A 12,427-nucleotide genomic window follows, 5' to 3' on the forward strand; every position below is an offset into this window, starting at 1 on the left:
TGGGGCGTTCTATTTTGGCCGTGTGACGGGAAGATACTCTAGAATAAATACTGGTACCTACGCTTTAAGCCCCACACATGAATAAACCGATTTTGCACTTCGCTCACGCCAACAGTTATCCGGCGGGGACCTACGGCATGTTTTTCGACCTGCTGCGCGAGCATTACGATGTACGCGCTTTGCCGATGCATGCGCACAACCCCAAATATCCGGTCGATGATGGCTGGCGCAAACTGGGTAAGGAGTTGGGCGAAGAGCTGGCGCAACGCTACAACGAGCCGGTGATTCTGGTCGGGCATTCGATGGGAGGCATCCTGAGCCTGTTGGCCGGACGTAAAAGGCCCGACCTGGTGCGTTGCGTGGTCATGTTGGATTCGCCGATTGTGGCCGGATGGCGGGCGTCTGCGCTGCATCTTGCCAAACTGTTCAAGATCGAAAGCAAACGCTCGCCTGCAGTGGCTTCCATCAAGCGCCGCAATGCCTGGCCTGACATGGAGGCTGCCTATCAGCACTATGCCGCCAAGGCCATGTTTGCGGCCTGGCCGGAGCGCGTCTTGCGCGATTACGTCACCGCCGGCATCGAGCCGGAACCGTCCGGCGGCGTCAAGTTGCGCTTTACCCGCGAAACCGAAACTGCTGTCTATCGGACAATTCCGCATCACCTCGGCGCGTTGGCGCGGCGTCAATATCCGGTGCCGATCGGCTTTGTCGGCGGCACCAATTCGGCGGAGTGCCGGCTGGCCGGCCTGGCCGCCACCAAAAAGTTGGTGGGGCCTTATTTCAGGCAGATTCCGGGTGGGCATCTGTTTCCCATGGAGTCTCCCGAGGCAGCAGCGGGCGCCACACATGAAATGATTCAGGCCTTGCTTTCCGGGAAATAAAATTACGGGTTTTCCGGCGGGAAATCTGGCGCTTCCTGAAAACAGGGGGATCAAAAGCGGGCAGTTTGGGGTATAATTTGAATTTCCCGCACGTGCCGTTCGGCACTTCTTTGTAATGACCAAGTTTGTATTTGTCACTGGCGGCGTCGTGTCTTCCCTGGGTAAGGGAATTGCCGCCGCGTCTCTCGCCGCGATCCTCGAATCGCGCGGCCTCCGAGTCACCCTTCTTAAGCTCGATCCCTACATCAACGTTGATCCGGGAACGATGAGCCCATTCCAGCACGGCGAAGTCTTCGTTACCGACGACGGCGCCGAAACCGATCTGGATCTCGGCCACTACGAGCGTTTCATCACAGCCAAGATGAAGAAGGTGAACAATTTCACCACCGGCCAGATTTATGAGTCAGTGATCCGCAAGGAGCGTCGTGGCGAATATCTGGGCAAGACCGTTCAGGTCATTCCGCATATCACCAACGAAATTCAGGATTTCATCCACCGCGGCGCCGAAGGCTTCGACGTGGCGCTGGTCGAAATCGGCGGTACTGTCGGCGATATTGAATCCCTGCCGTTCCTCGAAGCAGCGCGCCAGCTGAGCCTGCGCGCCGGTCGCAATGCCGCCGCCTTCGTGCATCTGACGCTGGTGCCTTACCTGGCTTCGGCGGGTGAGCTCAAGACCAAGCCGACCCAGCATAGCGTGCAAAAGCTGCGTGAAATCGGTATTTCGCCGGATGCCTTGCTGTGCCGTGCAGACCGTCGGATTCCTGATGACGAGCGCGACAAGATTTCGCTGTTCTCCAACGTGGTTGCCGACGCCGTGATTTCGGTGTGGGATGCAGATAGCATCTATAAGATTCCGCAGATGTTGCACGATCAGGGATTGGATAACATCATCTGCGAAAAATTGGCGTTGTCACCGAAGCCCGCAGATTTGTCGGTGTGGGACAAGCTGATCCACGCGCAAGAAAATCCTTCGCACGAAGTCACCATCGGCATGGTCGGCAAATACGTCGATCTGACCGAGTCGTACAAGTCGCTGACTGAAGCGTTGCGCCACGCCGGTATCCATACCGGCAGCCGCGTCAATATCGAGTATCTGGATTCCGAAGAAATCGAAACCACCGGTACTGCCGAGCTGGCCAAGTACGATGCGATTCTGGTGCCAGGCGGCTTCGGTAAGCGCGGCGTGGAAGGCAAGATCGCTGCTGCGAAATTTGCACGTGAAAACAAAGTGCCATACCTCGGCATCTGCCTGGGTATGCAAGTTGCCCTGCTGGAATATGCACGCAACAAGGCCGGTCTCACCAAGGCCAACTCCACCGAGTTCGATCCGGAAACGGAGCAACCGGTCGTCGCCTTGATCGACGAGTGGCAAAACCACGACGGCAAGGTTGAAAAACGCGATGCCAATTCGGATCTGGGCGGCACCATGCGTCTGGGCGCGCAAACCTGTGACGTCAAGCCAGGTACGCTGGCGGCAGAGATTTACGGTAACAAGGTCACGGAGCGTCATCGCCACCGTTACGAAGCGAACAATTTTTACCTGCCGCGCGTTGAAGATGCAGGCCTGGTGGTATCGGCGCGTACGCCGAGCGAAGATCTGTGCGAAATCATGGAACTGCCGCGCACCGGCGGCGACAATGCGCACCCATGGTATCTGGGCGTGCAGTATCACCCGGAGTTCAAGTCGACTCCACGCGATGGTCATCCATTGTTCATCTCGTACATCAAGGCTGCGCTTGCGCACCATGACGCGACGGCTGCAACTGCAGCAAAAGGAAAAGCATGAAACTGTGCGGTTTTGACATCGGCCTCGATCAGCCATTTTTCCTGATCGCAGGTACCTGCGTGATCGAATCGGAACAGATGGCGCTGGATACTGCCGGCACCTTGAAAGAAATCACGACTGAGCTGGGTATCCCGTTCATTTACAAGTCGTCCTTCGACAAGGCCAACCGTTCATCCGGTACGTCGTTCCGCGGTCTGGGCATGGAAAAAGGCCTGGAGATTCTTGCCAAGGTCAAGAAGCAGATCGGCGTGCCGGTGTTGACCGACATCCACGAAATCGACGAAATCAAGCCGGTTTCGGAAGTCGTCGACGTTCTGCAAACGCCGGCCTTCTTGTGCCGTCAGACCGACTTCATTCGCGCCTGTGCGCAGTCGGGGCGTCCGGTCAATATCAAGAAGGGCCAGTTTCTGGCACCGCATGACATGGTCAACGTGATCGCCAAAGCGCGCGCAGCGGCCAAGGAAGCCGGTCTGCCGGAAGACAATTTCATGGCATGCGAACGCGGCGTGTCGTTTGGTTATAACAATCTGGTTTCGGACATGCGCAGCCTTGCGATCATGCGCGAAACCGGCGCACCGGTCGTGTTCGATGCCACCCACTCGGTGCAGTTGCCGGGCGGGCAGGGCACATCGTCCGGCGGCCAGCGCGAATTTGTACCCGTACTCGCCCGTGCGGCGATTGCGGCAGGTATTGCCGGCGTGTTTATGGAAACACACCCGAACCCGGCCGAGGCCAAATCCGATGGCCCCAACGCTGTTCCACTGGCTCGTATCAAGGAGCTGCTGGGCACGATGATCGAACTGGATCGCATTGTGAAGAAGTCGGTTTTCCTGGAAAACGATTTTTCCTGAAGCTGAACAGGTGGCGTGTCTTTCCGGTATATCCGTCGAGACGCGCAACCCGGACTTCTCTCTATAAAAATTTGCTAAAACCTTGCTTGATGGAGATGTTTGAATGAGTGCAATCGTTGATATTATCGGTCGTGAAATAATCGACTCGCGCGGCAATCCTACTGTCGAATGCGACGTCCTGCTGGAGTCCGGCGTGTTGGGTCGTGCCGCTGTGCCGTCTGGTGCCTCGACCGGTTCGCGCGAAGCGATCGAACTGCGTGACGGCGACAAGAGCCGTTACTTCGGCAAGGGCGTGCTGCAAGCCTGCGAAAATATCAATACCGAGATCTCCGAAGCAATCATGGGTCTGGACGCCAATGAACAGGCTTTCCTCGACCGCACCCTGATTGATCTCGACGGCACCGAAAACAAGGCACGTCTGGGCGCCAACGCAACACTGGCCGTATCTATGGCTGTGGCCAAGGCTGCTGCTGAAGAAGCCGGTCTGCCGCTGTATCGCTATTTTGGTGGTAGTGGTTCGATGCAAATGCCTGTACCGATGATGAACGTCATCAACGGTGGCGCACACGCGGACAACAATCTCGATCTGCAAGAATTCATGATCATCCCGGTCGGCGCACCAAGCTTCCGCGAAGCGATTCGCTACGGCGCCGAAGTGTTTCACACCCTGAAGAAGATCCTGCACGCCAAGGGTCTGGCGACCTCGGTCGGCGACGAAGGCGGCTTTGCACCGAACGTGGCCAGCCACGAAGCAGCGATCCAGTTGATCCTGCAAGCGATCGAAGAAGCCGGCTACGAGCCAGGCACGCAAATCGCTCTGGGACTGGATTGCGCCGCCAGCGAATACTACAAGGACGGTAACTACCATCTGGCAGGCGAAAACATGGTGCTGACCCCAGCCCAGAAGACCGGCCTGTTGGCATCGTGGTGCGACAAGTATCCGATCATCAGCATCGAAGACGGTATGGCTGAAAACGATTGGGCCGGCTGGAAGCTGCTGACCGAAACACTGGGCAAGAAGGTGCAGCTGGTCGGCGACGATTTGTTCGTCACCAACACCAAGATCCTCAAAGAAGGCATCGACAAGAACATTGCCAACTCGATCCTGATCAAGATCAACCAGATCGGTACGCTGACCGAGACTTTCGCCGCTATCGAAATGGCCAAGCGTGCCGGTTACACCGCGGTGATCTCGCACCGTTCGGGCGAAACCGAAGACTCGACCATCGCTGACATCGCTGTCGGCACCAACGCGCTGCAAATCAAGACCGGTTCGATGTCGCGTTCGGACCGCATGGCCAAGTACAACCAGTTGCTGCGTATCGAGGAAGACCTCGGCGATATCGCCAGTTATCCTGGCCGTTCGGCTTTCTACAATCTGAAGTAAGCAAGATGTCCGGCAGCATTCGTCTGCCGGACAATCACCCGGCATTCTTCTGATGCGTCTGATCATCCTCTGCCTCACAGCGCTACTGGTGCTGATCCAATATCCGCTTTGGTTGGGCAAAGGCGGATGGTTGCGGGTATGGGACCTGGACAAGCAAGTCCAGCAGGCGCAAAAGAAGAATGACGAGCTCAAGGCGCGCAACGCCAAGCTTGAATCCGAAGTCGAAGACCTGAAGCAGGGTACCGGGTCGGTGGAAGAGCGTGCTCGCTACGAGTTGGGCATGATCAAGCAGAACGAAGTGTTCATCCAGGTATTGGATGGCAATCCAGCTGGCAGCAGAACACCGCCTGCGTCTCCTGTTTCGTCGGCTTCACCTGTACTTCCTTCTGGCGGTGCCGCTGCCGGCGTCACTGCTGCATCAGGTTCGATCGGTGCTATTAAACCCGCATCTTCCTCGCCTTCCTCCTCGTCCTCCCGTTAGGACAGGAAACCTTCATGTCTCTCAACGATAGTCTGCCCTTGCTGGGCTTCGTCACGACACCATTGGAGCTCATTTCCTTTGTGCTGGCGATCATGACTGTCGCGCTCAATATTCGCCAGAACCATTGGGCATGGCTATTCTCGATTTTGTCGTCGGTACTTTACGGTTTTGTTTTTATCAATTCACGCCTGTACGGCGATGCCGGTCTGCAGTGCGTCTTTGTCGCGGTCTCGGTGTGGGGCTGGTATCAATGGCTGCGTGGTGGCACCGAGCATCAGCCGTTACAGGTATCACGCCTGAATACGCGTGGCGTGTTGTGGTCTGCTGCGGCGTGGCTGGTGGGATTTGGTGTGTTATCCGTTTTCCTGCATCGGTTCACCGACACGGACGTGCCGCACATGGACGGCTTTCTCACAGCCGGCAGTCTGGTCGGACAATTTTTGTTATCGCGCAAAAAGATTGAAAACTGGCTGGTCTGGATCGCCGTTGATGTGCTCTACGTCGGCCTGTATCTCTACAAGCATCTGACGCTGACAGCGGTGTTGTATGGATTGTTTGTATTGTTGGCCATCGCCGGTTGGCGCGCCTGGCGCCAACCTCAATCTGTGCCGTCTGTTTAAGAGCGACGACGCCCGGTCGTCCTCTTTGACCTGAATCGATCGACGATCAGTCTGCAAGCACGACGCGGTTCTTGCCCGCGTTCTTTGCCTTATACAACGCTACGTCGGCACGCTTGATCAGATCTGCCTGGTTTTCACCCGCTGCGCGATAGGCGACACCTGCGCTAAAGGTGATCAGCAAGCGCTGCGTGTTATGCATGAAGATGCGCTTGGTCAGCTCGCGCTGTACGCGGGTAATGATTTGCATGGCTTCGGCTGGCTCTGTTTCCGGCAGCAGCACCAAAAACTCTTCGCCACCGAAACGCGCAATCACGTCCAGCTTGCGCAGCGTATCCTTGACCACATTGACCAGATGCACCAGCACTTCATCGCCGGTGGCGTGACCGTGAGTGTCATTGATGCGTTTGAAATCATCGAGGTCGAGCAGGGCGATGCACAGCGGCGTATTGCGGCGCTCGGCGTTGATGACTTCGCGCTCCAGCGATTCGTCCATGCCGCGGCGGTTCAGGCTGCCGGTCAGCTGGTCTTCCCGCACCAGCTCGCCCATATGCACGAGTTGCGACTCCAGCGCCTGGATGCGGGCTTCGGCTTTTTGCATTTCCTGGCGTGCGTTGATCATCTCGTCGCGTGAGCGCAAGGCTTCGTCCTGTGCATCCTTGGTGGCATTCATGATGCCTGTCAGTACCGAATTCAGGTCGCTGATATCGGATGCCTGGCTGATTTGCTGCGAAAAGCCGGTAATCGTTTTGTGGTAATTGTCAGTCGTCGACACCATCGCGCTCAGGCGGTCGACGAAGGTCAGCATCAGATTCTTGGCCGTGACCTTTTCTTCTGATAGCGTGTTCTTCAGCAAGCCTTGCTTATAGATGACTTCCTTGAGCGTTTTGGTGGCGTCGGCCAGCGAGGTCTTGCTGATTGGCCCGGTGATCAGTTCCTGAACGGCGGTGATCTGGCTGCTCAGCCACGACCCCTTTTCCAGTAGTCCGTGAATGTTTTCCAGCAGCAGCTGGAACAGGCGCATCAGCAGTTCTTGCTGCTGAGCGATGTCTTCCGACTTCAACTCGATCTGAAAGCTCATCTGTTTGATGCGGCCGATGACGTCGTTCATGGCCTGTTCAGAGAACGCCGTCTTCAGATCGTTGCCGATGGTTTTGGATTCCAGCACCAGATCAGGTGCGTCTTGCAGCAAGGAGGCCAGATTGAAGATCAGCACGCGCGCCAGCACTTCACGCAGCATCTTTTCCTTCTTGCTGTCGCGGATGAACTGGCGTTCCAGATCGATTGGCACCAACTCGCCATGCGGCACCAGATTGCGCGACGGAAAGTACTGCTCGACGAAGTTGTCCAGTTCTTCGCTATATTCTTTCCAGTCACTGCTATCGATTGAGGTGGACAGGCGTTGTCCCAGCTTGCCGATATCACCGGGTTGCTGCGTCAGATGGACGGCGAAGGCGGCAAGTACGGTTTCCGGCCTGACGCCGCTATTGTTGCCGGCGATTTCTTCGTAGGCTTCTCGGTAGGCTTCAGGAGTGGGAGCAACGCGTCGCGTAGCGAGCTGCTGGAAGGCTTCGCGCGCGATATCGACTGGACTTTGAGCTGGCTTTTTGGACATGCCTGATGTGCGGCTTCTTATTCAAACAGATATTCAAACGGATTGTGAATGGCTGGGCCGACGGTCTGCAGTCATATCTGGTTTCTTGTCATTCCTTATACCCGTAAGGAATGAAAAATAAGCAGGACAAAACAGGGTTGATGGTCGGATCCGGACGCCTTCCTTTAACGCATTTTACCGTCAGGAGGTGCACTCAGGGCGGGGCTTTATTCGCTTTTATTCAACTAAGTTGTTTTTCAATGCATAGTGCGTCAGCTCGGCGTTGTGGCGCAGCTTCATCTTTGCCAGCACACGTGACCGGTACATGCTGATCGTTTTGACGGACAGCAATAATTCCGTCGCAATGTCGCTGACGGTTTTGCCGGAAGCAATCATCACCATGGTCTGATATTCACGGTCCGACAAGGCTTCGTGCAGCGGCGTCTCATGGTCGAAACCAATCTGATTGGCCAGCTCTTGCGCCAGCGAAGGACTGATATATTTCCGGCCTGCGGCGGCCTGGCGAATTGCATTGATCAGATCGGCCGGAGCAGCCTGTTTGCTCAAAAAGCCCGCTGCACCCGCTTTGAGCGCGCGTATCGCATACTGATCCTCTCGATGGATCGACAGAATCAGCACCGGCAGTTTCGGCATTTCCTTCTTGATCTGCTTGAGTACTTCAATACCGGTGCGGTCGGGCAATACGATGTCGAGCAGGAGAACATCGCAATTGCCAAGGCGACAGAGTTTGATGGTTTCCAGGCCGTTTTCGGCGCTGCCGACGACGACGATGTCCCTGGTGCTACTGCAAATTTGTTTCAGTCCTTCTCGTACGATGGCATGATCGTCGGCGATGGCAACTTTAATGGCAGCACTGTTTTTTTTCGTCATGGGCTTTGGAAGCGTCTCTCGTCGGACTCAATGTGAGCGCTATTTTATAAGGTTAGTGGCCGATAGGACAGGAAGCACAACACGGAGTTTCACTCCACCTTGCGCCACGGCCTCCAAGGTCAACGATGCGCCGATACTTTCGGCGCGATGATGCATTCCTCTGATTCCCGATGACTCGGTCCGCTTTGCCGGATCGGCGCTGCTGTCAATGTTGCCGGCACAGAGGCCGACACCGTCGTCGATGATTTCCATGACCAGCTGTCCCGGTGTATGGAATAAGCCGATGTCCACATGGCGGGCGTGTGCATGCCGGCTGGCATTGTGCAAGGCTTCGCGGGCAATACGATACAGGCTGATCATCTGAAATGGCTCAAGCAGCGTATCAGGCAGATCGTTTTCGCTCAGCATGCGATGCGGAATACCGGTTTGTCTTGAGTATGTCCTGGCAAGCCACTCCAGCGCGGCCAGCAAACCAAGATCCAATACGGCGGGGCGCAGATCGTCGATGATGTCGTGCATCGCGCCGATGGCGTCATCGACGAGCTGATCGGCAAACTGCAGTTGTTCGCGTGCGGTTGCATCACGTGAGGCGGCGTCTTGTCCCAACTGTGCCACGGCCATCTTGATGGCGGTGAGGCGGCTGCCGAGTTCATCGTGCAAATCCCTGGCGATACGTTCGCGCTCGGCTTCCTTGATACGCTCTTCGGAGGCGACCCGGTGCAGGGGTTCGGTGCTGTTGCTCATATCGGCAAGTTCCACATTACGATGAATCAAGGTGAAATCATAAGGTAGATACGCCGGAACAGGGCTTCAAGAGGAGAAAATGCCGAAAAGTTAATTTTCCAAGGGGATTTTGGGAAGTTTTTTGGTGCGCGGCTTCCATTTCGATCTAAAGTGGTGCTATAATTTCATTTTTCGCGGCTGTAGCTCAGCTGGATAGAGTACTTGGCTACGAACCAAGGGGTCGTGGGTTCGATTCCTGCCAGCCGCACCAGATATAAAGGGTCCATCGCAAGATGGGCCCTTTTTTCTTTTCTGCGCAGTCTTTGCGTTCTTCGCGAGCGTATTTATCGTCCAAGGCTATCGCGTCCGGTCATTCCCTTCTTCGTTTTTCTTTCCTTCTTCTTTAGTCGCTGCAGTACATTCGTTTGCATTCTCATGTTGAGAGCGGCTGAGCGCGTCCGGATGTGACTTAAAATGCTTTGCGCAGGGAGCGGTGCATCGCCATGCCCGACAAGTCTGGCTGCTTTACATAAACGGAAGGGGACAAACCGGATGATGTATTCGTGGATCAAGGCATTTCATATTGCATCGGTCATGACCTGGATTGGTGGCATGCTGATCATGGCGTTGGCGTTGAAAATCACGCAGCGCTCTGCGCTTGACCGATCCCTCGGGGAAGTACGTCTGCTGCGCGCCATTCGCCAATGGGATCAGCGAGTGACATCGCCGGCGATGGGGCTGGCCTGGATACTCGGCGTGGCGTTGGTCTATTTCGGACAATGGCATGCGGCGGGATGGCTGGTCGTCAAGCTGGTGATCGTTCTGATGTTGTCGGCATTGCATGGCATGCAATCCGGCTATGTACGCCGCCTTGCCGATACGCCCGATCTGGAAGCCTCCGCGCTGCTGAAACACTCTGGATCGCTGACAATCATTGGCGTTGCGGCGATTGCCTGCATGGTCGTGCTCAAGCCGTTTTAATGGCATGATGAGGGACGGATCAAAAAACACTTGCAGCAATCGAAAATCCCTATATAATCTCGCCTCTTACGCGGCTGTAGCTCAGCTGGATAGAGTACTTGGCTACGAACCAAGGGGTCGTGGGTTCGATTCCTGCCAGCCGCACCAAAACATGAAGGGTCCGTCGAAAGACGGGCCCTTTTGTTTTTTTATCGCCGTATTTACGGGCAGTGCACGTGTACCGCGCATATATCGCACATGCACGCAGCCAGTGGAGAGTTTCATGACTGCAGAACACAAATTGCCCTACAAGGGACACGCCATCTTTCCGCAAGTTGTGCTTCAGGAGAATGGTCAGTATGCCGCCTGTTTCACCATCAAGGCCGGTTACGACGGCAGCGGCGAAGTGCGCTATGTACGCGAATTGCCGACAACCGAATTTTCCAATGAGGATGACGCGGTTGCTTACATCCTCGACTTTTCGGCAGACTGGATCGATCAGAACTTGATCTGACCGACATTTCAGGCAAGCAGAACGACGTCCCGCGATGACGACAGTTTGAAGGTATTCACGACCTTCACCAGCGAGCCGGCCTGATCCAGCAACGACTGCGCGGCGGCGGTTGCTTCTTCCACCAGTGCGGCATTGTGCTGCGTAACGTCATCCATCTGCATGATGGCCTGATTGACTTGCTCAATGCCGGTACTCTGCTCAGCACTGGCGTTACTGATGTCGGCGACGAATCGGCTCAGGGTCTGGATGCTTTCCACGACCTGGCCAATGGTGGAGCCGGCTTCTTCTACCAGCGTCCTGCCGGAGACGATCTTGCCGACGGAGTCGTCGATCAACCCCTTGATTTCTTTTGCCGCACTTGCTGAGCGTTGGGCGAGGGCGCGTACCTCGGTTGCCACCACGGCAAAACCGCGTCCTTGTTCTCCGGCGCGGGCAGCTTCCACCGCGGCGTTGAGTGCCAGAATATTGGTCTGGAACGCGATGCCGTTGATCACCGAAATGATGTCCACGATCTTGCGTGAAGATTCGTTGATGGTGGCCATCGTCCCCACCATCTGATTGACCGCGTTGCCACCGGCGATGGCCACCTGCGATGCGGACGCCGCAAGCTGATTGGCGTGCTGTGCATTTTCTGCATTCTTCTTGACGACCGAAGTGAGCTGTTGCATGACGGACGCAGTTTCTTGCAGAGATCCTGCCTGGCGTTCGGTGCGCGACGACAGGCTAAGGTTGCCGACGGAAATTTCTTTCGACGCGGTACCGATGGTCTCTGCTGACTGTTTGATGTGATCAACCGAGCGCGCAAGATTGGCTTGCATGGTTTTCATCGCGTGCATCAGGCTGAAATCATCATTGGCGCGAAGAGGAATATGTTCGGTCAGGTCTCCTGCCGCGATGCGGTCGGCAACATGCACCGCGTGCGCCGGTTCACCTCCGAGTTGCCGCAGCAGGCTGCGTGTCAGCAGCGTCGCAGCAAGCAGCCCGCACAGCAGCGCCGCGCCCGTCAGCGCCAGCAAGATCAATCGGCTGGAGCGATAGGTTGCGTCAATGCCGACGGCAACGTCATTGATGCCTTGTCTTTGCAGGCGCAATAATTTGTCGATGGACGCCTGATAGCGCGTCGCACCGGGCAGATAGTCCTTCTCAAATGCGTTCTTCGCCTGAAACAACTTTCCTTCGGCGCGCAGCGCCAGAATGTTGCTGCCGGCTGCCTGATAAGCTTTACGGCTGGCATCGATGTCGGCAAACAGTTTTTGCTCTTCAGGAGTGCGCAGCAGGCCTTGCACTTTGCTTTGCAAGTCGTTTGCGCGTTTAGATGAATCGTTGACGGCAGCTTCAAAGTAGGTCGCCAGACTCAGATCCGTGCTGCGCGCAATCGCCGTCGTGCGCGTAATCGAGGTGGAAATATTCGAATACCAGTCACTGATCAGACGTTCCTTGGCGAGCGGCATTTGCATCATGGCGTTGGTGGCGTCAGCGACGGATTCCAAACGCCAGATCCCCATCGCGGCGACGACCACCATCAATACCAGCACCACCCCAAATCCGGCGGCGAAGCGTGTCCCGACTTTCCAGTTTTTCATGCGTCTCTCGTTCCTGTTTTTCGTTCTTGTGCCTGCCCGCTGCTGCAAATTGCTTGCTCGTCAGCGTTACGGCTATTGGACTGGAGGGGATGCTAGCATCGGCAAGCGATCCCGAATAATGAAAAAAAACTGAAAGCCAATATCAAAATCGTTGCCGAA

At 55.9% G+C, this 12,427-nt stretch carries 12 protein-coding genes and 2 tRNA genes; 10 read left to right on the forward strand and 4 right to left on the reverse strand.

Going from position 1 to position 12,427, the window contains the following annotated elements:
- The first annotated feature begins 77 nt into the window (after window positions 1-77).
- The 6 genes from hmeg3_RS09260 (at window position 78) to pnuC (ending at window position 6,006) form a co-directional block, all read left to right on the forward strand.
- A complete protein-coding gene (locus hmeg3_RS09260) occupies window positions 78-881 on the forward strand; it encodes an alpha/beta fold hydrolase (protein WP_094563471.1) in 804 nt (267 codons plus the stop codon).
- Window positions 882-996: 115 nt separating this feature from the next.
- Complete coding sequence (locus hmeg3_RS09265) at window positions 997-2,667, forward strand: CTP synthase (RefSeq protein WP_094563472.1); 1,671 nt, start codon at window positions 997-999, stop codon at window positions 2,665-2,667.
- The gene (gene kdsA, locus hmeg3_RS09270) at window positions 2,664-3,518 is read left to right on the forward strand and encodes a 3-deoxy-8-phosphooctulonate synthase (protein WP_007879117.1); all 855 of its coding nucleotides are present in this window, start codon (window positions 2,664-2,666) and stop codon (window positions 3,516-3,518) included. The genes hmeg3_RS09265 and kdsA overlap by 4 nt, the downstream gene beginning before the upstream one ends.
- Before the next feature lie 103 nt (window positions 3,519-3,621).
- Window positions 3,622-4,905 carry a phosphopyruvate hydratase gene (eno, locus tag hmeg3_RS09275; protein ID WP_007879116.1) on the forward strand — a complete coding sequence of 428 codons (1,284 nt, stop codon included), beginning with the start codon at window positions 3,622-3,624 and terminating at the stop codon, window positions 4,903-4,905.
- A gap of 52 nt (window positions 4,906-4,957) precedes the next feature.
- A complete protein-coding gene (gene ftsB, locus hmeg3_RS09280; RefSeq protein ID WP_094563473.1) occupies window positions 4,958-5,386 on the forward strand; it encodes a cell division protein FtsB in 429 nt (142 codons plus the stop codon).
- Window positions 5,387-5,400: 14 nt separating this feature from the next.
- On the forward strand, window positions 5,401-6,006 hold the full coding sequence (pnuC, locus tag hmeg3_RS09285; protein WP_094563474.1) for a nicotinamide riboside transporter PnuC: 606 nt from the start codon (window positions 5,401-5,403) through the stop codon (window positions 6,004-6,006).
- 46 nt (window positions 6,007-6,052) lie between these two features.
- Here the strand turns inward: pnuC and hmeg3_RS09290 are convergent, their stop codons facing one another.
- The 3 genes from hmeg3_RS09290 to hmeg3_RS09300 form a co-directional block, all read right to left on the reverse strand.
- Window positions 6,053-7,618, reverse strand: a complete 1,566-nt coding sequence (locus hmeg3_RS09290; protein ID WP_094563475.1) for a GGDEF domain-containing protein — start codon at window positions 7,616-7,618, stop codon at window positions 6,053-6,055.
- Window positions 7,619-7,834: 216 nt separating this feature from the next.
- Window positions 7,835-8,488, reverse strand: a complete 654-nt coding sequence (locus hmeg3_RS09295; protein WP_094563476.1) for a response regulator transcription factor — start codon at window positions 8,486-8,488, stop codon at window positions 7,835-7,837.
- A 39-nt stretch (window positions 8,489-8,527) separates the two neighbouring features.
- A complete protein-coding gene (locus hmeg3_RS09300) occupies window positions 8,528-9,232 on the reverse strand; it encodes a sensor histidine kinase (protein ID WP_094563477.1) in 705 nt (234 codons plus the stop codon).
- Window positions 9,233-9,405: 173 nt separating this feature from the next.
- Between hmeg3_RS09300 and hmeg3_RS09305 the strand changes: the two genes are divergently transcribed.
- From hmeg3_RS09305 to hmeg3_RS09320, 4 genes are all read left to right on the forward strand, one after another.
- Window positions 9,406-9,482: transfer RNA gene (locus tag hmeg3_RS09305), tRNA-Arg, on the forward strand.
- 281 nt (window positions 9,483-9,763) lie between these two features.
- The gene (locus hmeg3_RS09310) at window positions 9,764-10,192 is read left to right on the forward strand and encodes a CopD family protein (protein ID WP_157739233.1); all 429 of its coding nucleotides are present in this window, start codon (window positions 9,764-9,766) and stop codon (window positions 10,190-10,192) included.
- Between the two features lie 70 nt (window positions 10,193-10,262).
- A tRNA-Arg gene (locus hmeg3_RS09315) sits at window positions 10,263-10,339 on the forward strand.
- A 115-nt stretch (window positions 10,340-10,454) separates the two neighbouring features.
- On the forward strand, window positions 10,455-10,685 hold the full coding sequence (locus hmeg3_RS09320) for a hypothetical protein (RefSeq protein ID WP_094563479.1): 231 nt from the start codon (window positions 10,455-10,457) through the stop codon (window positions 10,683-10,685).
- A gap of 8 nt (window positions 10,686-10,693) precedes the next feature.
- Here hmeg3_RS09320 and hmeg3_RS09325 read toward each other — a convergent pair whose 3' ends face one another.
- Window positions 10,694-12,268: a methyl-accepting chemotaxis protein gene (locus hmeg3_RS09325; protein ID WP_094563480.1), complete on the reverse strand. Its 1,575-nt coding sequence runs from the start codon at window positions 12,266-12,268 to the stop codon at window positions 10,694-10,696.
- Between the last annotated feature and the right edge of the window lie 159 nt (window positions 12,269-12,427).

It is taken from the genome of Herbaspirillum sp. meg3 (assembly GCF_002257565.1).
In the GTDB taxonomy this organism is placed as follows: domain Bacteria; phylum Pseudomonadota; class Gammaproteobacteria; order Burkholderiales; family Burkholderiaceae_D; genus Herbaspirillum.

What these genes read in the sequence shown, in the direction of transcription:
- hmeg3_RS09260 (WP_094563471.1), top strand. Translation starts at nt 78, where the DNA reads ATGAATAAACCGATTTTGCACTTCGCTCACGCCAACAGTTATCCGGCG.
- hmeg3_RS09265 (WP_094563472.1), top strand. Translation starts at nt 997, where the DNA reads ATGACCAAGTTTGTATTTGTCACTGGCGGCGTCGTGTCTTCCCTGGGT.
- kdsA (WP_007879117.1), top strand. Translation starts at nt 2,664, where the DNA reads ATGAAACTGTGCGGTTTTGACATCGGCCTCGATCAGCCATTTTTCCTG.
- eno (WP_007879116.1), top strand. Translation starts at nt 3,622, where the DNA reads ATGAGTGCAATCGTTGATATTATCGGTCGTGAAATAATCGACTCGCGC.
- ftsB (WP_094563473.1), top strand. Translation starts at nt 4,958, where the DNA reads ATGCGTCTGATCATCCTCTGCCTCACAGCGCTACTGGTGCTGATCCAA.
- pnuC (WP_094563474.1), top strand. Translation starts at nt 5,401, where the DNA reads ATGTCTCTCAACGATAGTCTGCCCTTGCTGGGCTTCGTCACGACACCA.
- hmeg3_RS09290 (WP_094563475.1), bottom strand. Translation starts at nt 7,618, where the DNA reads ATGTCCAAAAAGCCAGCTCAAAGTCCAGTCGATATCGCGCGCGAAGCC.
- hmeg3_RS09295 (WP_094563476.1), bottom strand. Translation starts at nt 8,488, where the DNA reads ATGACGAAAAAAAACAGTGCTGCCATTAAAGTTGCCATCGCCGACGAT.
- hmeg3_RS09300 (WP_094563477.1), bottom strand. Translation starts at nt 9,232, where the DNA reads ATGAGCAACAGCACCGAACCCCTGCACCGGGTCGCCTCCGAAGAGCGT.
- hmeg3_RS09310 (WP_157739233.1), top strand. Translation starts at nt 9,764, where the DNA reads ATGATGTATTCGTGGATCAAGGCATTTCATATTGCATCGGTCATGACC.
- hmeg3_RS09320 (WP_094563479.1), top strand. Translation starts at nt 10,455, where the DNA reads ATGACTGCAGAACACAAATTGCCCTACAAGGGACACGCCATCTTTCCG.
- hmeg3_RS09325 (WP_094563480.1), bottom strand. Translation starts at nt 12,268, where the DNA reads ATGAAAAACTGGAAAGTCGGGACACGCTTCGCCGCCGGATTTGGGGTG.